Genomic DNA, 23,313 nt, shown 5'->3' with positions numbered 1-23,313 from the left:
AATCAAAAAAGATTACTATTTTAAATTAAAATGGAATGATGATTATTTTTAACTTATTTTGTAAGAATGCTCAATAAGAAAACCATTTTTAACTCTCACAGAAAAACCCTATTTTTGCATAGCTAAAAAGTAAAAGAAAGAATGAATTCCTACAAAAATCCATTGGAAGAACGCTATTCAAGCGAAGAAATGTTGTTTAACTTTTCTCATAACAATAAATTCCAGAACTGGAGAAAGCTTTGGATCGCCCTTGCTGAAATCGAAAAAGACCTTGGCCTTGAAATTACAGACGAGCAAATCGCTGAGCTAAAAGCCAATGCTGAAAACATCGATTATGATAAAGCAGCGGAGTACGAGAAAAAATTCCGTCATGATGTGATGGCACACGTTCACACCTATGGAGATGTTGCTCCTTCAGCCAAAGGAATTATTCACCTCGGAGCAACTTCCGCATTTGTAGGAGATAATACAGACTTAATTCAAATCCGTGACGGGCTTTTAATTTTAAAGAAAAAGCTCGTTAATGTTATCAAAAATTTAGCGGATTTTGCTATTCAATATAAAGATCTTCCAACTTTAGGATTTACTCATTTCCAGCCGGCTCAGTTAACAACTGTCGGAAAAAGAGCTACACTTTGGTTACAGAGTTTGGTTCTTGACATCGAAGAGCTTGATTTCTTCCTTGAAACATTGAGATTCCGTGGAGTAAAAGGAACGACTGGAACAGCGGCGAGCTTCCTGGAGCTTTTCAACGGTGATTATTCTAAAGTTAAACATTTAGATAAAGAATTATCAAAAAGATTCGGTTTTGAGAAAGTTTTCGGCGTGTCCGGGCAGACTTATGACAGAAAAATCGATGCTAAAGTTGTTGCTTTATTAGGAAATATCGCTCAATCTGCTCATAAATTCACCAACGATTTACGTTTACTTCAAAATCTAAAAGAAATTGAAGAACCATTCGAGAAAAATCAGATCGGTTCATCGGCGATGGCTTACAAACGTAATCCAATGAGAAGCGAAAGAATCGGAGCATTGGCAAAATATGTGATGTCTCTTACGACAAGTTCTGCAATGGTAGCTTCAACGCAATGGTTTGAAAGAACACTGGACGATTCTGCCAACAAGAGATTAACAATTCCTCAGGCTTTTTTAGCAGTTGATGCAATTCTATTAATCTGGAATAATATCATGAACGGAATCGTGGTGTATCCGAACAGAATCAACAAACATATTATGGAAGAACTTCCTTTCATGGCGACAGAATATATCATCATGGAAGAAGTGAAAGCCGGCGGTGACCGTCAGGAAATTCACGAAGTGATAAGAGTTCATTCCATGGAAGCTTCCAAGCAGGTAAAAGTGGAAGGAAAAGAAAATGATCTTATCGAAAGAATTTTGAACGACCACTCATTAAAGCTGGATAAGTCAAAATTAAAAGAAGTGCTTGATCCTAAAAACTTTATTGGTTTTGCCCCTATCCAGACGGAAGAATTCATTGCAAATGAAGTTCAGCCGATTATTGATGCCAACAAAGATTTGATAGGATTAGAAGCTGATCTTAAAGTATAAATCAATATGCAGTCTTTTTGGGCTGCATATTTTATTAATAATCGTATGAAGATTAGTATCTTTTTTGTTTTGCTCTTATTACCTGTGATGATATTTTCGCAGGAATTAAAACTGAATAAAAAAATTAAATCAAATACAGATTTTGAACATCCTATTTCTGGAATTTCTGCGCCAATGAATTTGGGTAATTTTTCAAGAATAGCTTTATTTGCAAACTCTAAAAATGATAGTGTCTTTTCTGCAGAATATAAAAATGAAAATAATGATGCTCTTTTTCAGTTCAAAATAGTTTTAGGAGGTTTAGATGAAGAGAGGCTTTTTAATTATTATTTCGAAAATCTTAAAAGCAGAAGATACAGTCCTAAAGAGGCTATCAATAAAACAATAAGTTTTAAAGACGGCAATTTTAAACTCAATGGAATTAGCACTTATTTTTCGCATCTTGACAGATTAATAAATGTAAGAGTTTATGATGCAGGATTTTGGATCTTTGTTTCAGAAACAAGTCAGAAAGGGAATGATACTTTGGCTCTGGATAACAGACAGGATGAGTTTTTGAAAAAAATAATGCCATCAAAAATTGTTGAAAAAAATCCTTTGACGAGATATTCAAATATTTATTACGCAAAAGCCTGTTTTCGTGATTCTCTAATGCTTAGAAGTGCTATGAGTAGTGCAACTAATAAGATGAGGTGGATCTATGAAAATATCAATAAATATGAAAGAGCATCAGGAATTCCGGGTATACTTTTAAACTATCAGATTGCTGGTATTAATGGTTTTATTGACTATAAAACGGAAAAAAATCCGAAACCAAGCAAAGGAGGTTACGAAACAAATAATCTAATTGGCTTCTTTATAAAACTAAGAGAATCTGGCTTTATAGATGAATTTTTGATGGAGAGTTACTATTATTTATTAATTCCTCCTGAAAATCATCAATTTGATTACAAAGGCTACCAAAAGTGGAAACAGGAAAATTCAATCGAATATAATACTTCTCAAAAGTATTATCTTATTGTAAATTCCCGCAAGAAAACTGATCTTAACAAAGATGAGTAATTATTTGTAAAAAATCATATGAAAAAAATACTTCCAGCCATTTTACTAATGCCAATACTTTCTTTTTCTCAGGAGAAAGAATTGTTGAAGTATTTCAAATCGAAAGATTCTTTGGTTGGTGTAAAAACTCAAAGCGGCAAAATAATCATTCCTGCACAGTTTAAAATTTTTTCATATCTCAAAGATGGCGAACCGGTAAAAGGTGAGACCGTTTATTTTGATGGTTTTAAAAAAGATGAAAAACCTGGAAAAAATGAATGGGGATATGTCTACGACAGAGAAGGAAATTTCCTTTACAGACCTTTCTTTTACGATAATGGAGCGGATTATTTTTCTGAAGGTGTAAGAAGGTTTGTTAAAGACGGAAAAGTTGGTTTTGTAGATCGAAATGGAAAAGTTGTCATCAAGCCTGAACATGATTTTGTATCGCCGTTTAATTATGGTTATGCTGCTTTTTGTGACGGCTGTGACTGGGAAAAAACTGAAGATGAGCATAAAGCAATAGTCGGAGGAACCTGGGGCGTTATGAATTTTAAGGGAGAAATTATAAAGCCTGTTTCAAAATCTGAAAATACGGTTAAAGTTGATGGGAAATATTATCCATACCCTTTCTCTTATAATAAAAAGGAAAAAAGTATTCTCAGATTTTTTGAGGAAAAAAATAAAATGCTTTCGGAAATATATTATGTCAATCATTACGATAAATTGTCTGATGCAGAAAAGAAGCTTTTCTTTGAAATTGTAGAAAAACCAAAGGAAAATTTTCAATTCTATCAGGTGAATGCCTATGACTACAAAAAAACAGATGCCGGAATATCCGGTTACAAATTTCTTGTTTCTGAAGACGGCAAAAATATAATGACATTGGAATTTGATGATGAAAGAATTCCTTTTGAAAAATGGCTGAAGAACGAAAGAAAACAAGCTGAAAAATTTCAGAAGGAACATCCGGATAATCCGAATAAATTAAGTAAATGAAAATAGTGAAAATGTTTATTCCTTAAGAATGCTATCTTTGCAATCAGGAATGGAATATGGCATTGGCCAAATAAGTTTTTAAATAAAATAAATCTAAATAAAATCTGACATCTAATGTCTCAAAACAAAAGAATTTTCGTAGAAAAAAGAGGAATTTTCGATGTTGAAAGTCCGCAACTATTTGATGAAGTAAAAGCGGTTGCTCCATCTGTCCAAGTCGTAAAAGTATATAATATTTACGATATTTTTGGTTTAAATGATGGTGAATTCGAAAAGGTGGTCAATAGCACTTTTGTAGATCCGGTTACTGATATTTTAATCGAAGAGAATCCTGCAAAAGGAACTCATTTCGCATTAGAATTTTTACCGGGACAATACGATCAGCGTGCAGATTCTGCTCAACAATGTATTGCTTTATTAACTGGAAATGAAAAATCTAAAGTAAGAAGCGGTAAATTAATCGAGTTTGAAGGAGTTTCTGAATCTGATTTAGTAAAAATCAAAGACCTTTTAATCAATAAAGTTGAATCTCAGGAAAAAGATTTATCAATTTTAGATATTCCTGCGGAAGAAACGCCGTCAAAAGTTATTGTTCACGAAGGTTTTAATTCGTTTAATTCGGATGAATTAGAGCAATTTTATAATTCTCATGGTTTTGCTTTAGGTTTAGATGATTTGAAATTCATTCAGGAATATTTTAAATCTGAACAAAGAAATCCTACGGAAACTGAACTTAAAGTTTTAGACACGTATTGGAGCGACCACTGTCGTCACACAACGTTTGAAACAGAGTTGTCAAATATTGAATTTGAAGGAGATTTTAAACATACATTGGAAACTATTTTCAATGATTATATCGAAAAAAGAAAATTCTTAGGACGCGAACTGAAGCCTATATCTCTAATGGATCTGGCGACCGTTTGTGGAAGATATTTCCATAAAACAGGCAATTTGGAGAATCTTGTTGTATCAGATGAAATCAATGCTTGTACGATCCAGATTGAAGCTGAATACGACGGTAAAAAAGAACCTTGGTATTTATTATTTAAAAACGAAACACACAATCATCCGACTGAAATTGAACCTTTCGGTGGGGCTTCAACGTGTTTAGGTGGAGCTATCAGAGATCCTTTGTCCGGACGTTCTTTTGTTTTCCAGGCAATGAGATTAACGGGTGCAGCAGATGTTTTAGAATCTGTTGACAAAACTTTACCGGGTAAATTACCTCAAAAGACCATCACAAAACAGGCTGCAAACGGATATTCTTCTTACGGTAACCAAATCGGTTTGGCAACTACAATGGTTTCTGAAATCTACGACGAAGGCTACAAAGCAAAAAGAATGGAAGTTGGTTTCGTTGCTGGAGCCGTTCCTGTGGATTGGGTAAGACGTGAAAAACCTGAAGCTGGTGATTCGATAATTATTTTGGGTGGTGCAACGGGTCGTGACGGTGTAGGCGGAGCAAGCGGAAGTTCTAAGGAACAGGACGAAACTTCAATCCACACGATGAGTTCTGAAGTTCAGAAAGGAAATGCGGTTGAAGAACGTAAAATTCAGAGATTATTCAGAAACTCTGAAGTAACGAGATTAATTAAAAAATCGAATGACTTCGGAGCGGGTGGTGTTTCCGTAGCAATCGGTGAAATAGCAGATTCTTTGGAAGTTAATCTGGATGTTTTACCTTTAAAATATGAAGGTCTGAACGGAACCGAGCTTGCAATTTCTGAATCTCAGGAAAGAATGGCGGTTGTGGTTGAACCAAAAGATAAAGAACAGTTCATCAAGTTCTGTGAAGCTGAAAATATTGTAGCTGTTGAGGTTGCAAAAGTTACGGATTCGGGAAGAATGCAGATGTTCTGGAAAGGCGATAAAATTGTTGATCTTTCGAGAGAATTTTTAGATACAAACGGTTGTTCAAAAAGCCAGGAAGTTAAAATTACTCACCTTAATGAAGTAAAAGAAGAAACTCTTTCATTTAATGAAGAGAATTTCTTAAAAATATTAAGCGATAAAAATGTTGCTTCTCAAAAAGGTTTGCTGGAAATGTTTGATTCATCGATTGGTGCGACTACGGTTGCGATGCCTTTGGGTGGAAAATATCAGCAGACGTTGATGGAAGGAAGTGTTCAGACATTGCCAATTATCGGAGCAAAAAATATTGAAACCGTTTCTTTGGCGAGTTGGGGATTCGATGCAGAGATTTCTAAGCAGAATTCTTTGCTGGGAGCTTCTTATGCAGTTGTGGAAAGTGTTGCAAAAATCGTTGCAATGGGCGGCGATTACAAAAATATTCGATTCAGTTTCCAGGAATATTTTGAGAAATTAGGTCAGAATCCTGAAAAATGGGGTAAGCCTTTGGCTTCTTTGTTGGGAGCTTATGATGCTCAGATTAATTTCGGTTTGGCAGCTATTGGAGGTAAAGACTCAATGAGTGGAACATATCAGGATCTGAATGTTCCGCCAACGTTGATTTCTTTCGCTTGTGCAAATGGTGAAAAATCAAATATTATCTCTCCTGAATTTAAAAAAGCAGGAAACAAGATTTATTTCTTCAATCATATCGCTCAGGAAAACGGACTTCCGAATTATGATGATTTAAAAAATATTTACGAATTTATTTTCGAAAACATCAAAGCAGGAAAAATCGTTTCAGTAAAAACAGTTAAAGAAGGTGGAATTGCGGTTGCTTTGGCAAAAATGAGTTTTGGAAACAGATTAGGTGCTGAAATTACGATTGACGAAACTGTTTTACTGGCTAAAAATATCGGTAGCTTAATTATTGAATCTAAAGAAGAGTTAAGTTCTGTAAATCTTCAATTAATAGGAGAAGTTGTTACAGATGAGGTTCTAACGATCAACAATCAACCAATAGCAATCAATAAGCTTCTAGCTGCCAACACAAACACATTCGAAAATCTTTTCCCAACAGTTGAAAAAGAAAAAATTACGGTTGAGATCGATGTAAAATTAAACTCAATCAATCCAAGAAATATCATTATTAAAAAATACGGAATCGCTCAGCCAAAAGTATTCGCACCGGTTTTCCCGGGAACAAACTGTGAGTACGATACGCTGAACGCTTTCGCAAAAGAAGGTGCGGTTATCAGTAGCTTGCCTTTAATCAACATCAATCACCAATTGTTGGATGAAAGTATTGATGTCTGGGTTGAGGAAATTAAAACCTCTCAGATTTTGGCTTTCTCTGGAGGTTTCTCTGCAGGTGATGAGCCGGATGGTTCTGCAAAATTCATCGTGAACGTTTTGAAAAACGAAAAAATGAGAAATGCAGTTCATGAATTATTAGACAGAGACGGAATGATTATTGGAATCTGTAACGGATTCCAGGCGTTAGTTAAATCTGGACTATTACCTTACGGAAGAATTAAAGATCTGGATGAAAATTCTCCAACCTTAGCTCATAATGCGATCAGAAGACACATTTCACAAATGGTCAATGTAAAAGTTGTCAATGACGAATCTCCTTGGTTAAAAGGAATGAAAGATCAGGTGTTCACGATTCCAATTTCTCACGGGGAAGGTCGTTTTATAGCTTCAGAAGCAGAAATTCAAAAGCTGTATGAAAACGGACAGATTGCTACACAATATTTAGATTTAGATGGAAACATTGCCCACGGAATGCCGTTTAATCCAAATAATTCATTGTTCGGGATTGAAGGAATTACTTCTCCTTGTGGAAAAATCTTTGGTAGAATGGGACACCCGGAACGTTTTGCAGAAGGATTGATGAAAAATATTCCAACTGCCAATTATCACAATATATTTAAAAATGGAGTGGAATACTTCAAATAAGCTGCAAACATTTGGCAATTAGCTTTTAACTTTAAATAAATGAGTAATAATTCAAATAAGAAAATGACTGTCATCAATGGCAGTCATTTTTCAAATCTGGTAGGTTTTTACGAAGAGATTTCTCAACTTTTTCTAAAAGATGAAGATTGGGAAGTTGGAACACTGGATGGTTTTAATGATATTCTGTATGAATTTCAGGGAGAAATTATCTGGGAAAATTCTGAGAAATCGAGAAAAGATTTAGGGTTTGATTTAACTAAAGAATTTTATGAAAATAAAATCAGCCAAGGAAAGCCTTTTAATATAAAATTAATTCAGCAAAAACTGGATGAACTGATTGACGGAACCGGCCAAACCTTGTTTGAAATTTTAATTGAAATTATAGAATCGCATAAGGATATTACATTAATTTTAAATCATTAATAATTTATTACAATCAGTTTATGCTGGAAATTACTAATCCGGGAAATATGGATTTGTATATGTTGGGAAATAGGTAGTTAGATAAGTAAAAATAAATCCTGTCAGAAAAAATGACAGGATTTATTTTGTATGGTGTGGAATAATTAGTGGAATTCAACCCATAAATCGCCTCCTATAACATAAGCTTTTACCTCAAAGCTATATGTTCCTCCGGAAGAAGTACCTGTTAAATAGTCAGGAATACCCGTGCATGACTGATAAAATCCTACCGAACCGCTCATTCCGGGAATATATTGTCCGGGGTTGCTAGGTTCCCTAAATTCAAATTTTACGTATGCCCACCGTTGGTCATAGACGATACTTGGAGGAATTGCGCTGGGTGAATAAATGCTTCCGTCATACCAACTGTCTATAGGATAAGGATGTCCGGATGCGGTATCGGAATCAATATATTTTGAGTATTTCGTCAGTTCACCTGGTGGCAGAGGAATCGAAGGTCCAAGCGATTGGAAATCTGGTGAGCAGGTTGTAGGATTCAGTGTGAAAAGTGTAAAGTTCAGGTTTAAACTGTGATAGTTATCGGTATTCCAGATATGTATGGTTCCCTGACCGGTACTCGGATCGATCTGAGCAAAACTAGTGGCTCCTAAAGTTAAGCCGAAGAGTAAAGTAATTATTTTTTTCATGATTATCTTAGTTTTGAATTTTTGTTAATCTGATCTATTTTAGCATTATATATCTTCATAGCCCATGTCAGAATTTTTTCTTTGTCTCCCTGTGTGGCTTCGTTGATTTCTTTTTCTTTTACTCCGCTGGATTTTATGAGCTCAATCGCAGAAGGAATAAGAATGTCTTTGCGTCTTTCACTGAGTTCCATTGGTTTGTGAGTCCTTATTTCCTCCGGAGTTTCAGCATTTTCGGGTCTGAAAAGACTTTTGATAGATTTTTCAAAATTCTGAACTTCTTCACTTTTTGTCGTGCTCATCGGGTTCATGGTTGATGTTTCGGTACTGCACGAAATACTTCCTGCCAAAAGAAAGGCATAGAATAATTTGGTTTTCATATGTATTAAATTGTTGATTGTGATGCAAATGTAACAAAAAATATTTATCAAAATATAGTGATAAATTAATTTTATTGAAAAAATGTTATTTTATGGCATAATTGAATGAATTTTTTTCAATATAAATCTTAATTTAATAGGATGTTCTTAAAAATTTAATTTCAAGGAAATATATTTTGAGTAGATTAAAATGCCTACAACAATCGATAAAACAGTCATTAAAAACGCTGCTCCGGCCGAAATATCTTTTATAAAACCAATTCTCTTATCAAATTCAGGGTGAATGAAGTCACAGAGCTTTTCAATGGCAGTATTAAAAATCTCAGCGGATAAAACACCAAAACAAACGACCAAAATAAGAATTGCATCAATCGTTGTCAGTTTTAAATAAAAAATCAGAAACAGATTAATAAAAAATGCGGCGGCTTCAATCTGAAAATTTCTTTCATTTTTCAGCATCAGGAAAATACCACGGAAAGCATTGAAAAAACTTTTGTAAAGAGATGGTTTTCGCATACTGAAAAGATATTTGTAAATATAGCGAATTGCTCAAAGAAAATCCCTATCTTTAGTCGGTATCATTTTGAGATCAAAAGATATTGAAATGAAGTGGAAGGATTAGTATAAAAATCTTTTGATGGTTGTTAATAACTCTCAGGATTATTCTTTTCAGTCTGTTTTCTATTTATTATATTTGTAAAAATTTATTTTTAAATCTATGAAATTTATTATTTCAAGTGGTGAACTGCAGAAAGCTTTGCAAACTGTAAGTGGCGTTATATCAAGCTCTCAGTCGAGACCGATTTTAGAAAATTATCTTTTTGAATTAGACGGAACTCAGGTTACCATTACAGCATCCGATGGCGAGACTACTCTTGTCACTTCTTTAGATGTGAAGTCGGACGATACCGGCAAATTTGCCGTTCCTGCCAAGATTTTTCAGGATTTTATCAAGACTTATGGAGAGCAGCCATTAACATTGGTGGTAAAAGATAATGCAGAAGGAACCGGAAGTCAGCTTGAGATTTTAGATGAAAAAGATAACTTTGCGGTAGCGCTGGATAATGCAGACGACTATCCGGAATTGCCGGAATTCGATGCTTCACAAAGTGTTACCATGTCAGCAGGAGTTTTGTCTGAAGCACTTACCAATACGCTTTTTGCAACAAGTAACGATTCTCTTCGTCCGGTGATGACGGGGGTTCTTTTTCAGTTCGGTGAAAATGAAACCAACTTTGTTTCTACAGATTCTCACAGATTGGTTGTATATAAAAGAACCGACCTTATGAATGCCGAGCCTATGGAATTCATCATGCCGAAAAAACCGTTGAATATTTTCAAAAATATTTTAGCAAGCTCAAACGACGACGTTACCATCGACTTCAATGAGAATATGGCCAAATTTACTTTCGGGAAACATATATGGATTTGTAGACTGATCGATGGAAAATATCCCAACTATACAGCGGTAATTCCAAAGGAAAATCCGAATGTATTGACAATCAATAGAAATCTACTGTTAGGAGCTATTAAAAGAGCTTCCATCATGTCAAATAAATCTACCAACCAGGTTCGATTCAAATTGTCAGCGAATATTCTTCACCTTCATGCAGAAGATACGGAGTATGCGAATAAAGCAGATATGCAGATTCCATGCGATTATAATGGAGAAGATATCAATATCGGTTTCAGCTCCAAATTTTTAACGGAAATGTTAACAATTCTGGGTTCAGACGATATTACAATGAAAATGTCTCAACCAAACAGACCGGGGATTATTGAACCTCTTGACGGTCTTGAAGAAAACGAAAATATCTTAATGTTATCAATGCCAGTGATTGGATTATAATCGTTTTTAGATAAAAATAAGAGAGGTTTTGATATTTTCAAAACCTCTTTTTTGTTTTTTAAGGAGCTATTTCCCGCTTTCCGCACTCGCTATTTTATTTGTTTCGGCTGCTGCGGCGGCTTCGCCGCAGCAGCCGAAACAAATAAAATGAGCTCAAACAATTGCTGCAATCGGGGCTAGGAGACAGTTCTTTGATAAACATCAGGAAATACTCACAACAACTGTTCATGCTGAAGCGTTCACGCATAGTTACTGGAAAAGATTCTGGAAAAATTATGTTTAGATACTTTCATAATGACAAACTTCACGGAATAATTCTACAAATATTTATGGGAAATAATCTGTTTAAATCAGCACTAGAAAAAAACAGACTCAATAAAACTGAAATTAAAAATAAATCAGTTCTATTTTTAAAATACATGATAAAAAGATAATAAAAAGGGATAAAATTAAACTCTTAAAATCTGTTATAAATTTCTCTATTTCTCAAAAAAACACGACATTTGTAGACTTAAAATTTAAGTAAAATTTTCAAAATATATCAGATGAAACCGTAAGATCACATCTGGCTTTAAAAAATAAATTATCAGATGAAAATATCAAACAACTGGCTTAAGGACTTTATCAAAACGGAATTGAAAACTGAAAGAATCGGTGAATTCCTTACAGATATTGGTCTTGAAGTTGAAGGGATAGAGAAATTTGAAAGCATAAAAGGCAGCCTGGAGGGAATTGTTGTAGGTAAAGTTTTAACCTACGAAAAACATCCGAATGCAGACAAACTCAAAAAAACAACCGTAGACGTTGGAAACGGTAAAATTCTGAATATCGTTTGCGGTGCTCCGAATGTAGAAGCTGGCCAAACGGTTCCTGTAGCCGTAGTCGGAACAAAAATCTACGACAAAACAGGAAATTTCTTTGAAATTAAAGAAGCCAAAATCAGGGGAGAAGTTTCCCAAGGAATGATCTGTGCAGAGGACGAACTCGGACTAAGCGACGATCACGGAGGAATTATGATTCTTGATGAAGAAAAATTTGAAGTCGGAAAAAATTTCGCTGATTATTTTGAAATTGCTAATGATGAGGTGATAGAAATCGGGTTGACACCAAACCGTACAGATGCTATGTCGCATTACGGTGTCGCTAGAGATTTACATGCTTACCTTTCTACAAACAAGCAGAAATCTGAATTTGAGAAAGTTTCTTCAGTGGTGTTGAGCAATGAAGGTACTCATGATTTCAGTTTAATTGTTGAAGATCCAGAGCTTTGTCCAAGATATATCGGAGCCGTAATTGAAGACGTAAAAGTAGCGGATTCTCCAGCATGGCTTAAAGACAGATTAAAAGCAATCGGACTGAGTCCGATCAACAATATTGTAGATATTACCAATTATATTTTGCATGGTTTCGGGCAACCGCTTCATGCTTTTGACGGAGATAAAATTGCAGATAAAACCGTAAAAGTAGGAACGGTAAAACAAGGAACAAAATTTACCACTCTGGATGGTGTGGAAAGAACTTTAAATGGTTCTGAAATAATCATCAAAGACGGAAAAGATAATCCGATGTGCATTGCCGGAGTTTTTGGTGGTGCCAATTCAGGTGTTTCCGGTGAAACAAAAACGATCTTCCTGGAAAGTGCTTACTTTAATCCGGTGGCGGTGAGAAAAGGAGCAAAATTCCATGGTTTGAATACGGATGCATCATTCCGATTTGAAAGAGGCGTGGATCCTAATATTACCAGAACTGCTATTACTCATGCCATTAAATTAATTCAGGAATTGGCTGAAGGTAAATTAGTTGGCGATCTTTTGGAGGAATACCCAAAGAAAATTGAAGATAATTATGTGATTATCAGATTTTCTAAAATTGAACAGATTTTAGGGACAAAAATTCATAGAGAAAAGGTAAAAGAAATTTTAAAAGCACTGGATATTCAGGTGTTGAATGAAATCCAAAACGGACTTGAAATTTCTGTTCCTGCATACAGAGCAGATGTAACAAGGGAAATTGATGTAATTGAAGAGATTTTAAGAATCTACGGATACAATAAAATCGATGCTCCTCAGAAGATATCTTTTACTCCGGTGAAATTAAATGCAAAAGATCAGGATGAGCTTGAAAACAGCTGGGCGAGAACATTACAGGCACTTGGTTTTAATGAAGTGATGAATAATTCATTAACTTCCGTAAAAGATGAAACGAATGCCGTAAAGTTGTTGAATCCATTAAGTAATGATCTTGCGTTTATGAGAAAGTCTTTGTTAGAAGGGCTTTTACAGAATACAATTTATAATATAAACAGAAAAAATCAGGATATCAAATTTTTCGAGTTCGGGAAAATTTATCATAAAAAAGAAAAATACGAAGAGAGAAAGCAGCTGGCTATTCTGGTTTCCGGAAGAGAAGTGGCAGAAAACTGGCTACAGCCAAAATCTGCAACAAGTTTCTACAATCTGAAAGCTTATGTTAAGGTTTTGTTAGAAAAGCTGGTTATTGATTTTAAAGAAACTGCTTTAAATGATGAAAGGTTCTCGGATGCTCTCTCGTACGAGGTTGATGGTAAAACTTTAGTGAGAATAGGCAAAGTAAGTACTCAGATGCTGAAAGATTTTGATATCGATCAGGAATGTTTTTATGCAGAAATCGAACTGGAATTTGCCCAAAAACTGCGTGCTGAAAATGAGCTGAAATTTAAAGATATTCCTAAATTTAATAAGATCAGAAGAGATTTAGCATTGCTGATCGATAAGACGATAAATTATGAAGATCTTTATCAGGTTGCCAAAAAGAATAAGTCTCCTTATATCAAAAACATTAATCTGTTTGATGTTTACGAAGGAAAAAATCTTCCTGAGGGCAAAAAATCTTATGCGATGAGTTTTGAGCTTTTAAATGAAGAAAAAACGCTGGAGGAAAAAGAAATTACATCAGTAATGGATTCTCTGGTTAAATCTTTCCAAAAAGAATTTAATGCCGAATTAAGAGGTTAATTTCAATATCAAATAGAATCATACAAAAAACGGACATTAGTCCGTTTTTTTTTGTTTCTATTCCTGACTGAAGCTATGGAAAATAGCTTTCAAAAAAATAATAAATGATTATGAAAACCGTTTAAATAATAATATTTACGTAAATTTGATTCAAATCAAAAGGAAAAAAATGAAAAATATTTTTTTAAGTATATGTACAGCGGCGGTTTTGGTTTCCTGTGGTGCAATGGCAGGTTCTGCATCTAAGGTAGGTAAGGCTCAGCCTTCTCTGGCAGGGACAAAATGGGCGCTTGCAGATCATGTTAAAGGTAAAACTCCTACCCTGAATATTGAAGGAGAAAAGATCAGCGGAAATGCAGGATGCAACAATTATTTCGGGACTGCGAAACTTGAACCTTCTTCCGGAAATTTTTCTGCCGGACAAATGGGTTCTACTAAAATGGCCTGCGAAAACATGAGTGTGGAGAAAAACTTTATGGACATGATGTCAAAAGCAAACAAATATGTTGTTAACGGTAATGTCCTAGAACTCTATCAGGACAATCTCCTTTTATTAAAATTCAATAAAGCTGAATAGATAAAAAAGAAAAGGAACTCCATCAGGGGTTCCTTTTTTATGTTTTAATTGTTATTAATCTTCCTCTTCTTCGTCGTACTTAGCCAACTCTTCATCGCACCATTTAAATGCAGCTTCTACCACTTTTGTAGCTTCATCTGCCATTGTTTCTTCGTCATCGCCTTCAAGATCATCCAGCCATTCAACTTCTTCTTCTTCAACATTCAGGATAAATCTTGGATATTCTGTATGAACTACGAACAAATCTTCTGGAAATTCCGAATTATCTGCTAATAAAAACTTTGGTAATTTCATTTTTTTAATGTTTTAACTTTAAAATCAAAGATAATAAAATTATTGGTATTTGTTCTTGTCAATCTTCATTTTTTGTAAAACTTTATACCTCGTTAAAGTTGTTTTCTGTAAAGTGTCTTTTGGCTTAAAACTTAGTATTACATAAGGATTTACGGTACTGATGAGTTCTGCAACCTGAATATATTCAAGATCTTCGATATCTTCCACATAAAATTTTACCGGTCCTTTATCCAGATTTTCAGACTGTAAAAACTTTTTCATTTCTTTTCTGTTTTCAAGATAATTTCCTCTTGAAAGCCACGTAAAAGCCAGCCCGGAAAGAATACTCAAAAAACCTATCGCATATACTTTATAATTAAAAATCAAAAATAATTTTCTGAAATACACGAGCCATATCGGGAAGCTGAATGGAGCCATCAGACGATAATCAATTGGATTTACAGAGTAGAAATATTGGATGAAATAAGAGCAGATTATACCGACAATACTCACGAAAATAAAGAAATACTCAGTCTCTGAAAGTTTATATTTAATAAACAGATACACCATTACAAGGATATTAAAAAAGCCAATTCCATAAATTGCATAATTGATGAGGCCTCCCGCCGGATTTGCAATGTGAATAAATGGATTAAAAGTAGTGCACAGCCCCAGAAACAATTCTTTTAAAAGTTGTGAGGTTGGGTGCAGACCTATTTCCAGAAATTCATTTACATAGTTTTCATTAAAATAATCAATGAATAAAAATTTATACAGAACCACAAAAATTCCGCCGATCAAAACTGAAATAATAAACGTTTTTGCATATTGCTTTTTCCAAGAAACCAATCCAAAAAGTCCTGTGCCTGCCATAATGAATAGCGAACTGTAACGGACATTATACAGTGCAATTAAACTCAATGAAAGATAAAAAATGGCTTTTCCATTTCTGAGTTTTCCCTTAATCACTAACGAAGAAGTGTAAATAAATAATAGCACGAAAGGCAATGTCAAAGCCTCACTCATCGTATAGGAAAATATTGAAAGAAAACTAAATAACGCACATAAAACAACCGTTTCTCTAAAGAAAAATTTCTTTTTCCAAGAAAAAATTATAATAAAAAGAAATGCTGCAATGCCCACTATTTTACTGCTCCAGAATTCATCAGTTCCTAAAAACGTAAAAAATTTAATACTTAAAGGATACCCCAACGGTGTCGTCGTATTATCAATGGTAGGAAAAACATGTGCAAAACGCATATAACGAATAGAATCCGGACTTACCCGTCCTTTTTCGTTTAGTAAAAAACGTAAAATGATCATCACTAAGGTAGTGATGATCATTGATATTTGAATTGTTCTTTCTTTAAATTTCATCAAGATTATAGTTATTAGGTTGCAGATTGCAAAGTTTTGCATCAAATTTATAACTTATATCTAATAACTCATAACTCAAAATTATTTTGAAAACATTTTTGCTACTTTCTCTGCTTTTTTGCTTTCTGAGTAATCGTAGAAACCTTCTCCCGATTTTACACCCAGCTTTCCGGCCATAACCATATTAACCAATAACGGATTCGGTGCATATTTAGGATTCTTGAAGCCGTCATACATTACATTTAAGATCGCTAAACAAACATCAAGACCGATAAAATCTGCCAGTTGAAGCGGTCCCATCGGATGAGCCATTCCCAGTTTCATTACGGTATCGATTTCCTCCACACCCGCTACACCATTGTACAATGTTTCGATGGACTCGTTAATCATTGGCATTAAGATTCTGTTAGCCACGAAACCAGGATAGTCGTTTACCTCTACCGGAACTTTTCCTAATGTTTTGCTCATTTCATAAATCGCATCAAAAGTTTCTTTTGAAGTCGAATATCCTTTGATAATCTCTACTAATTTCATGATCGGAACAGGATTCATAAAATGCATTCCGATTACTTTATCCGCCCTTTTGGTGGCAGCCGCAATTTTCGTGATTGAAATAGATGAAGTGTTGGTCGCCAGAATACAGTTTTCAGGAGCAAACTCGTCCATTTGTCCGAAAATTTTCAATTTTAATTCCTGATTTTCCGTTGCAGCTTCAACAATAAGATCTGCATCGGTAACAGCATCCTTCAGCGCTGTAAAAGTAGTGATATTTCCTAACGTTTCAGCTTTTTGTTCTTCGGTAAGGTTTCCCTTTGCAATTATTCTGTCGAGATTCGTGGTTATGGTTTTTAAGCCTCTGTCTAAAGCTTCCTGAGAAACGTCTACCAGATTTACTTTAAAACCGCTTTGTGCAAATGTATGTGCAATACCATTTCCCATGGTTCCCGCTCCGATAACTACAATGTTTTTGATCATTTTTCCTTATTTAGTTTTAATTATTTATTTTTTTATTAATGTTAAATTTCTTGCTTTGGAAAGGTCAGCTTTTGTTATAATTTCTGATTCATTAAAATTGACCAATCCGTCACTATTTTTGCTTCTTGTATTATTCTGCCTGTCAACTGCAGCTTTTAATCCTCTAATGAAAGTATCCTTCTGAGTTTTTGAAAGTCCATCGGTACCAATGTACAAGTTGTATTCGCCTTCTCTTCCCAATCCGCTCTGTTTGTAGATTTCAAGATTTTTTACCTTGTTCTTCTGTTTAAACTTTGTAAGATAATCCATAACAGGCTTTTCAGAAGGAGTTCCGCAGCAAACGCTTGCGTAACCAATCTGGAGATAGTGTTCGCTTTTCTGCGCAGAGAATAATGCGCTGCCGAAGATTGCTATTGTTAGTATTAAATTTTTCATTTTTGATGGTTTTAAAATTAAGCTTAAAATTTTACTTATTAAAATAATCCCAGACCGACTTTGAAATATCTGAAATCATTTTGCAGTTCACCACATCGCTTTCCGTTGATTTACTGACAAATACAGCTATTGCATAATGCTTGCCATTAGGTAATGTCACGATGCCGATTTCGTTTTCTGCACCCGTCAGGCCGGAATTATTCTTTCCGGAAGCTCCCGTTTTTCTTGCCACGGGCGTATTTTCCGGAAGTTGAGCGATCAGTTTGTTTTTTCCCGTAGATGTTGAAAACATGACTTTCATTAAATAATCCGTAGATTTTTTAGAAAGTAATTTTCCGTCATAAAATTTTTTAAGAACTTCAGTAGCAGAAGATGCTGTGCTGTAATTTTTATATTGATTATTCCAGTCTTTGTGCATTTCCGCTTCATTGTATTTAATCTGAAAACCTTTCAAACCTTTTGAATCCATAAATCGCTGAACGGTTTGTGTACCGCCTAATAATTTCAGCAGAATATCGCACCCGTTATTATCGCTTTTGGCAACGGTATATTCAAGAACTTCACTTAAAGGAATTTCTACGCCTCCGTTGGGATATTTCTCGCGAAGGGGCGACCAGGTATTTTCTAATAAATTGGATTTGTCTAATAATACTTTTTGATCCAGAGAAAGCTTACCTTTATCAACATAATCGAGAACAGTCGCTGCGATATGAAATTTAAAGACACTTTGCATCGGAAGTTTCTTATCTGCATTTTTGTTGTATTTAAAACCATTTTCAAAACCGAGAACGGAAATTCCAATAGTAGATTTTTTATCTTGGATGATTGAACTGATTTTTTTATCTAAAACTGATTCCTGGGAATAGATAAATGCGGATAGAAAAAAGAATACCAATTTAAATTTTTTTTGCATTTAAATATATTTTATAGTTGATTTTCTTTTAAATTTAGTATTTAATTTTGTTACATGAGTTATACTTTTAAATATAATAAAAAATATTTTAACAAAATAGAGCATTTACTTCCTAGATTGAAGTATTCGGTTTTTCCATCTAAAATTATTAAGTGGCTTGAGAATTTTGAGGATGATGAAATAGACCATATTCTTACACTAATGTTAACCTTTGAATTCATTACTTATAATGAGTTGCTAATGAGGTTTGATGATTTGCTTGGTAGTTTAATAAAAGATATCCCAACTTATGAAGGAATAGTTTTTATACCATATGGGAAAATAGGAAAAAGTTCGACTTTGATAACCTATCCATTAACTCATACACCGAAATTAAGGCGAAGAAAAAACATTGCTATTGAATTTGATTATGAAAAAATAAAAATTGGGAAGTATAAGCATGTTGTTTTTATTGATGATTTTGTTGGTTCTGGTCATTCTTTTTGTAAAGAATTTTCGAAAAAGTCTACAAAAAAATGGATATATAATAATAATTTTAAATCAATCACTTTACTTTCATCAATTACAATGCTCGAGGCAAAAAACTATTTAGAGTCTAGATTTCCTAATTTATTAATAAAATCTGAATTTAGATCAAAGATATTTTGCAATGATACTTCTCCATTGAAATTTTTAGGTAATATAGAAGAGATTAAAAAAATTATTTTGAAGTATGAAAAATCATTCAAATATTTACCTAGAGGTTATTCAAATTCTGAATCATTCTTAAGTTTTTCTTATGGTAGCCCAAATAATACCTTACCTATTATTTGGAAAGATAGTGATAGTTGGAAATCTTTATTTCCCAGGTTTGAAGAATCAAAAATAAGTGAGGCAAGAGAAATAAAAAAAGAGTTTTCTTTTTTTATTGGAATATATAAAAAATTGGGGTTAAATATTTTAAAAAATGATAATAGTTTTTACAACTATAATACAAGAAATAATAAATCGCAAAATTTCACTTATAGTATTAAGGAACATCATTCTTTAATTGCATTATTATTTTTACGTAGAAATTATAAAATGGAAAATATTTTAATATGCCAATTATTAGGATTAACGCTACATGAGCTAGAAGAAATCTATAAAAAAGCGATTAAGCAAAAATTTTTCAGTAAAAGTAAAGATTTGACAATTGAAGGTATTAATCTTATAGACTCTATTATTAAAAATGTTAAAAAAGAAAATTTTAGAAATGAAACAAGAGAAAGAATGTTATTGAAAAATATTTTAAATTTGCCTAAACAGTTCAAAGGAAAGGCATAAAATATTAGTAATAGTTAGTATTAAATTATTAACGTCTTAGTGAAGTTTACTAAGAATATTTAAAGCTACTTGATAATTTTTAATAAGCTAAGTGAAATTTTCTCAAACCGTAGAATCGCTTAGACTTATAATAAACGAAAATTTCACTTAGCTTATTAAGAATTTATTTAGATTCTTGAGTTTTATATAAAATAAATTTAAATAAGTAATAAATAATGCCTTTTCCTTTAGAACTGTTTATTTTGGAAGCTGAAAAGCAAGGGAAGTCTAAAGAATATATAGATGTTTGCGTTGAATATATTAAGAAATTAGATTCAAATGGTTTTCCTGTAATTTTTTCTTTGCATCACTTAGCCCAAGAAATTGGTGTTCAATATAAATATCTTCGATTTTTAATTGGAGAGAATGACAATAAGTATGAACATAAATATAAAAGATATAATTATTTTAGTATAAAAAAGAAAAGGAATGGCTATAGGGAAATAATGGCTCCTTCAAAAGATCTCAAATATATCCAAAAATGGATATTGCTAAATATTTTATATGTTTATAAATTAGAAGATTGTTGTAAAGGTTTTATGCCAAATCAAGGAATATTAAATAACGCAATAGTTCATGAAAATTCAGAAAAAATCCTTAAAGTTGATTTATTAAAGTTTTATGATTCTATTACTTTTGACAGAGTAGTGCAAGTATTTGAATCTGTTGGCTATATAAAAAATTTAGCTATTTCTATTGCTAAGATAGTAACTGCAAGTAATAGAGAAAGTTACTGGAACTGTTTTGATGAATATTCAAAACTTAAATTATCTTCTATAAGAAATGCTAAGACTCCTGTATTACCCCAAGGAGCGCCAACAAGTCCTATGTTAGCAAATATTATTGCTACTAATTTAGACAAAAAAATAATTAATTTGTCAAAAAAATTGAATTTTCGTTACAGTCGTTATGCTGATGATCTCACTTTTTCAGTAAAGAAAAATGAGGGCGTTTTACCATATTCAAAACTTATTATAAAACTTATAGAATCTGAAGGTTTTTTTGTCAATCCTTCAAAAACCATTATTAAGAAAAAAGGACAGCGTCAATACGTTACGGGACTTACTGTGACAAGCGATGTTAATCTCTCAAAAAAATATAGGAAAGAAATATTTAAACATTTACATTATTGCAGAAAGTTTGGTGTTAATAACCATTTAGAAAGAAATAAAGATTTTAGAAAATATAATATTATTCAGTTTCATGATTGGCTATTTGGGCATATTTGTTATACAAATTCTATCAATAAAGATGTAGCAAATAAAATGTTTGATATTTTTAGGAAAATAAATTGGAGTATTAGCGAATAGTTTTTAAATCCCTCTTAGAAACTAAAAGGGATTTGCAATTTAAGATTTTTTCTTATTTCAATTCTAAATATTTAAGATTAACACCATCGTTTTCAAAATAAATACGGATTTTGTTTTCACCTTTTTTAAGATTGATTCCCTTTGCGGAAACAGTTTTCCAGTTCTCATTTCCTCCTGTAGAATCGAGTGAAACGGTTGTTAATACTTTACCGGAAGCATCTTCAATCCTGATTTTTGCCGGAGAATTACTGGCATAATTAATATCAAAAGTGTAGGCTTTTCCTGTTTTTGCATTGATCGTGTATTGAAGCCATTCACCACTTTCTGTCTTCCCTACATAATATTGATTGTCTGCGGTTTTATAGATGTCAACGCCGTCATTTCTCAATTGGTTTCCGGAGTTCCATTCGGATCTTTTTTCCGGATCACTTACCCAGAGATTCATAAAATCATTGTCTTTATATGCAGAGCCAATTCTTCCTAAGTCATAATCTATTGCAGGAATTTTCCCCGGAGCCTGAAGATTTTTGAAAGGTTTTGTAGAGGAATCTACAGTCAGTCTGAACATGGCATCAATTACATCATTTTTTACTTCTACATTAGTAAACTTATAATTTTCGGCAATCTGCATTAATGCTTTTTTGGCAAATTCTTTTGATGGTTTTTCACCGCCGTTTTTCCAGTAATCCAGGAGCTTCTGATATTCCGGAGTGATTTTTACGTTGGTAATTCCTGCGATATTGTCAATTTTTTTCATCGGCCAGAATGCATAACCGATGTTGTGCTTATCCAAAAGCTGAATAAGTTCCGTGAACCAAACGTTTGAGTTTTCTCCTGTTTCTCCCAGCCAGATTGGGATGTTATATTTTTCACGAAGATCAAGGGCAAATTTAAGGGTAGCATCATCATTATAATTCCAGTATTTATGAAAGCTGAAAACCATATTTTCATCCCAAAGTGGAGTGAGTCCGTTATAATTGTTTCCCCAGCCGTTTCCTTCAATAATGATGATATGTTTTTTATCAACAGTACGAATGGCTTCCGTGATATCTTTTTGAAGTTTCCAGAGAGGAGCGTTCGACATTTCATCAGTTCCGTTCGGATTTTTTCCTGTGAAATTGATGTTGGGCTCATTAATAAGATCATACCCTCCAATCCACGGACTATCTTTATACTTTTCTGCTAATTTTTTCCAAAGAGCAATCGTCTTTTTTTGATTTTCCTCGTTTTCCCAAAGGGATGGCTTAGACTTGTCGTTGTCGGAAATATTTACGTCATTTCCCTGTCCGCCTGGAGCTGCATGAAGATCCAGAATCAGGTACATTTTATTGTCAGCACACCATTTCAGAAGATCATCAGTCATTTTAAATCCTTCTTCCAGCCAGGTGTTCTGACCTTTTTTAGGTTCTTTTTCAATGGGCAATGTGTACAGATTATAGTGCATCGGCAGCCTTATAGAATTGAATCCTGCTTTCTTCAGAAAATCAATATCCTGTTTGGTGATTCCGTTTTTGAGGTAAGCTTTATAGAATTCATTCATTCCGTCTTCACCGATAAGCTCTGCGATTTTTTCTTTGATTTTATATTGCGGACCGGCAAAATCAGCGGTTTTCAGCATATATCCTTCCTGAAGCATCCATCCTCCCAGACCGAGACCTCTTAATTGTATATTTTCGCCTTTGTCGTTGACGATCTTTTGTCCGTTCGTCTTTAAAAGTTGTGATGTCCCAAATTGAGACAATAAAAAAGCGGAAAGTAGGATTGCTCGTTTCATAGTTGTTTTAAATATTAAATTTTATGGGATCTTTTTAAGAATGACTATTTGATAATGACAAATATATTTAAAATTTATTAAATAGAATTCAAAATATTTCTATAGGAAGAAAAATATGATTGGAGCATAAATGAAAAGAGACTGCTTATTGCTAAACAGTCTCTTTTCGTATGTATTGTTGTCTGAATTATTTCTTTTTGTAAGCAGCGTCTTTAATTCTCGCTTTTTTACCTCTAAGATCTCTGAAGTAGTAGATTCTTGATCTTCTAACTCTACCTCTTCTGTCAACTTCAATTTTCTGAAGCGCAGGCATATTGATAGGGAATACTCTTTCTACACCTACATCACCGGACATTTTTCTGATCGTGAAAGTTTTTGTAGAACCAGTACCTCTCAATTGGATAACTGTTCCTTTGAAGAACTGAGTTCTTGTTTTTTGTCCTTCTTTAATCTCGTAGTAAACAGTGATTGTATCACCCGCTTTGAATTCAGGGAATTCTTTTTTTGTAATGTACTTGTCTTGTACGTACTTTAATAAATCCATTATTAATAAATAAAATGTTTAAAGCTAAGCAACTTACACGGACT

At 33.5% G+C, this 23,313-nt stretch carries 20 protein-coding genes; 10 read left to right on the top strand and 10 right to left on the bottom strand.

What is annotated here, in order from left to right; translation table 11 throughout:
• The first annotated feature begins 141 nt into the window (after positions 1-141).
• The 5 genes from purB (at position 142) to BLR30_RS15725 (ending at position 7,842) form a co-directional block, all read left to right on the top strand.
• Positions 142-1,569: an adenylosuccinate lyase gene (purB, locus tag BLR30_RS15745; protein ID WP_089860996.1), complete on the top strand. Its 1,428-nt coding sequence runs from the start codon at positions 142-144 to the stop codon at positions 1,567-1,569.
• Positions 1,570-1,614: 45 nt separating this feature from the next.
• On the top strand, positions 1,615-2,631 hold the full coding sequence (locus BLR30_RS15740) for a hypothetical protein (protein ID WP_139164646.1): 1,017 nt from the start codon (positions 1,615-1,617) through the stop codon (positions 2,629-2,631).
• 18 nt (positions 2,632-2,649) lie between these two features.
• A complete protein-coding gene (locus BLR30_RS15735; protein ID WP_089860992.1) occupies positions 2,650-3,609 on the top strand; it encodes a WG repeat-containing protein in 960 nt (319 codons plus the stop codon).
• Positions 3,610-3,723: 114 nt separating this feature from the next.
• Positions 3,724-7,419 (top strand): phosphoribosylformylglycinamidine synthase, encoded by a 3,696-nt coding sequence (locus BLR30_RS15730; RefSeq protein ID WP_089860989.1) that lies wholly within the window; start codon positions 3,724-3,726, stop codon positions 7,417-7,419.
• Between the two features lie 39 nt (positions 7,420-7,458).
• Positions 7,459-7,842, top strand: a complete 384-nt coding sequence (locus BLR30_RS15725) for a barstar family protein (RefSeq protein WP_089860987.1) — start codon at positions 7,459-7,461, stop codon at positions 7,840-7,842.
• 143 nt (positions 7,843-7,985) lie between these two features.
• Here BLR30_RS15725 and BLR30_RS15720 read toward each other — a convergent pair whose 3' ends face one another.
• The 3 genes from BLR30_RS15720 to BLR30_RS15710 form a co-directional block, all read right to left on the bottom strand.
• A complete protein-coding gene (locus tag BLR30_RS15720; protein WP_089860986.1) occupies positions 7,986-8,528 on the bottom strand; it encodes a hypothetical protein in 543 nt (180 codons plus the stop codon).
• A gap of 2 nt (positions 8,529-8,530) precedes the next feature.
• On the bottom strand, positions 8,531-8,905 hold the full coding sequence (locus BLR30_RS15715) for a hypothetical protein (protein ID WP_089860984.1): 375 nt from the start codon (positions 8,903-8,905) through the stop codon (positions 8,531-8,533).
• A 147-nt stretch (positions 8,906-9,052) separates the two neighbouring features.
• Positions 9,053-9,421 carry a diacylglycerol kinase family protein gene (locus tag BLR30_RS15710; protein WP_089860982.1) on the bottom strand — a complete coding sequence of 123 codons (369 nt, stop codon included), beginning with the start codon at positions 9,419-9,421 and terminating at the stop codon, positions 9,053-9,055.
• 202 nt (positions 9,422-9,623) lie between these two features.
• Here BLR30_RS15710 and dnaN point away from each other — a divergent pair, with 202 nt between their 5' ends.
• From dnaN to BLR30_RS15690, 3 genes are all read left to right on the top strand, one after another.
• The gene (gene dnaN / locus BLR30_RS15705) at positions 9,624-10,754 is read left to right on the top strand and encodes a DNA polymerase III subunit beta (RefSeq protein WP_089860980.1); all 1,131 of its coding nucleotides are present in this window, start codon (positions 9,624-9,626) and stop codon (positions 10,752-10,754) included.
• Between the two features lie 590 nt (positions 10,755-11,344).
• Positions 11,345-13,747, top strand: coding sequence for a phenylalanine--tRNA ligase subunit beta (gene pheT, locus BLR30_RS15695; RefSeq protein WP_089860975.1), 2,403 nt, complete (start codon positions 11,345-11,347; stop codon positions 13,745-13,747).
• A gap of 169 nt (positions 13,748-13,916) precedes the next feature.
• Positions 13,917-14,324, top strand: coding sequence for an META domain-containing protein (locus BLR30_RS15690; protein WP_089860973.1), 408 nt, complete (start codon positions 13,917-13,919; stop codon positions 14,322-14,324).
• Between the two features lie 54 nt (positions 14,325-14,378).
• On the opposite strand, the gene BLR30_RS15685 is transcribed toward BLR30_RS15690, so the two are convergent.
• The 5 genes from BLR30_RS15685 to bla-A form a co-directional block, all read right to left on the bottom strand.
• Entirely contained in the window at positions 14,379-14,618 is a 240-nt protein-coding gene (locus BLR30_RS15685) for a hypothetical protein (protein ID WP_002977986.1), read from the bottom strand.
• Positions 14,619-14,657: 39 nt separating this feature from the next.
• A complete protein-coding gene (locus BLR30_RS15680) occupies positions 14,658-15,974 on the bottom strand; it encodes a hypothetical protein (protein ID WP_089860971.1) in 1,317 nt (438 codons plus the stop codon).
• 81 nt (positions 15,975-16,055) lie between these two features.
• Complete coding sequence (locus tag BLR30_RS15675; protein WP_175443677.1) at positions 16,056-16,946, bottom strand: 3-hydroxybutyryl-CoA dehydrogenase; 891 nt, start codon at positions 16,944-16,946, stop codon at positions 16,056-16,058.
• A gap of 27 nt (positions 16,947-16,973) precedes the next feature.
• Positions 16,974-17,384 (bottom strand): hypothetical protein, encoded by a 411-nt coding sequence (locus BLR30_RS15670; protein WP_089860967.1) that lies wholly within the window; start codon positions 17,382-17,384, stop codon positions 16,974-16,976.
• Positions 17,385-17,415: 31 nt separating this feature from the next.
• A complete protein-coding gene (gene bla-A, locus BLR30_RS15665; protein WP_089860965.1) occupies positions 17,416-18,297 on the bottom strand; it encodes a CGA/CIA family class A beta-lactamase in 882 nt (293 codons plus the stop codon).
• A gap of 54 nt (positions 18,298-18,351) precedes the next feature.
• Here bla-A and BLR30_RS15660 point away from each other — a divergent pair, with 54 nt between their 5' ends.
• Entirely contained in the window at positions 18,352-19,602 is a 1,251-nt protein-coding gene (locus tag BLR30_RS15660) for a phosphoribosyltransferase-like protein (RefSeq protein WP_089860964.1), read from the top strand.
• Positions 19,603-19,817: 215 nt separating this feature from the next.
• The gene (locus tag BLR30_RS15655) at positions 19,818-20,951 is read left to right on the top strand and encodes a reverse transcriptase family protein (protein WP_089860962.1); all 1,134 of its coding nucleotides are present in this window, start codon (positions 19,818-19,820) and stop codon (positions 20,949-20,951) included.
• A gap of 52 nt (positions 20,952-21,003) precedes the next feature.
• Here BLR30_RS15655 and BLR30_RS15650 read toward each other — a convergent pair whose 3' ends face one another.
• Both BLR30_RS15650 and rplS read right to left on the bottom strand, forming a co-directional pair.
• Positions 21,004-22,725, bottom strand: coding sequence for a cellulase family glycosylhydrolase (locus BLR30_RS15650; RefSeq protein ID WP_089860960.1), 1,722 nt, complete (start codon positions 22,723-22,725; stop codon positions 21,004-21,006).
• A gap of 187 nt (positions 22,726-22,912) precedes the next feature.
• Positions 22,913-23,269, bottom strand: coding sequence for a 50S ribosomal protein L19 (gene rplS, locus BLR30_RS15645; protein ID WP_034709455.1), 357 nt, complete (start codon positions 23,267-23,269; stop codon positions 22,913-22,915).
• Positions 23,270-23,313: the final 44 nt, after the last annotated feature.

This window comes from Chryseobacterium taeanense (genome assembly GCF_900099685.1).
Lineage (GTDB): Bacteria > Bacteroidota > Bacteroidia > Flavobacteriales > Weeksellaceae > Chryseobacterium > Chryseobacterium taeanense.
Note: the sequence above shows the minus strand (reverse complement) of the source record. Positions and strands in the feature narration are given on the sequence as shown.

What these genes read in the sequence shown, in the direction of transcription:
- purB (WP_089860996.1), top strand. Translation starts at nt 142, where the DNA reads ATGAATTCCTACAAAAATCCATTGGAAGAACGCTATTCAAGCGAAGAA.
- BLR30_RS15740 (WP_139164646.1), top strand. Translation starts at nt 1,615, where the DNA reads ATGAAGATTAGTATCTTTTTTGTTTTGCTCTTATTACCTGTGATGATA.
- BLR30_RS15735 (WP_089860992.1), top strand. Translation starts at nt 2,650, where the DNA reads ATGAAAAAAATACTTCCAGCCATTTTACTAATGCCAATACTTTCTTTT.
- BLR30_RS15730 (WP_089860989.1), top strand. Translation starts at nt 3,724, where the DNA reads ATGTCTCAAAACAAAAGAATTTTCGTAGAAAAAAGAGGAATTTTCGAT.
- BLR30_RS15725 (WP_089860987.1), top strand. Translation starts at nt 7,459, where the DNA reads ATGAGTAATAATTCAAATAAGAAAATGACTGTCATCAATGGCAGTCAT.
- BLR30_RS15720 (WP_089860986.1), bottom strand. Translation starts at nt 8,528, where the DNA reads ATGAAAAAAATAATTACTTTACTCTTCGGCTTAACTTTAGGAGCCACT.
- BLR30_RS15715 (WP_089860984.1), bottom strand. Translation starts at nt 8,905, where the DNA reads ATGAAAACCAAATTATTCTATGCCTTTCTTTTGGCAGGAAGTATTTCG.
- BLR30_RS15710 (WP_089860982.1), bottom strand. Translation starts at nt 9,421, where the DNA reads ATGCGAAAACCATCTCTTTACAAAAGTTTTTTCAATGCTTTCCGTGGT.
- dnaN (WP_089860980.1), top strand. Translation starts at nt 9,624, where the DNA reads ATGAAATTTATTATTTCAAGTGGTGAACTGCAGAAAGCTTTGCAAACT.
- pheT (WP_089860975.1), top strand. Translation starts at nt 11,345, where the DNA reads ATGAAAATATCAAACAACTGGCTTAAGGACTTTATCAAAACGGAATTG.
- BLR30_RS15690 (WP_089860973.1), top strand. Translation starts at nt 13,917, where the DNA reads ATGAAAAATATTTTTTTAAGTATATGTACAGCGGCGGTTTTGGTTTCC.
- BLR30_RS15685 (WP_002977986.1), bottom strand. Translation starts at nt 14,618, where the DNA reads ATGAAATTACCAAAGTTTTTATTAGCAGATAATTCGGAATTTCCAGAA.
- BLR30_RS15680 (WP_089860971.1), bottom strand. Translation starts at nt 15,974, where the DNA reads ATGAAATTTAAAGAAAGAACAATTCAAATATCAATGATCATCACTACC.
- BLR30_RS15670 (WP_089860967.1), bottom strand. Translation starts at nt 17,384, where the DNA reads ATGAAAAATTTAATACTAACAATAGCAATCTTCGGCAGCGCATTATTC.
- bla-A (WP_089860965.1), bottom strand. Translation starts at nt 18,297, where the DNA reads ATGCAAAAAAAATTTAAATTGGTATTCTTTTTTCTATCCGCATTTATC.
- BLR30_RS15660 (WP_089860964.1), top strand. Translation starts at nt 18,352, where the DNA reads ATGAGTTATACTTTTAAATATAATAAAAAATATTTTAACAAAATAGAG.
- BLR30_RS15655 (WP_089860962.1), top strand. Translation starts at nt 19,818, where the DNA reads ATGCCTTTTCCTTTAGAACTGTTTATTTTGGAAGCTGAAAAGCAAGGG.
- BLR30_RS15650 (WP_089860960.1), bottom strand. Translation starts at nt 22,725, where the DNA reads ATGAAACGAGCAATCCTACTTTCCGCTTTTTTATTGTCTCAATTTGGG.
- rplS (WP_034709455.1), bottom strand. Translation starts at nt 23,269, where the DNA reads ATGGATTTATTAAAGTACGTACAAGACAAGTACATTACAAAAAAAGAA.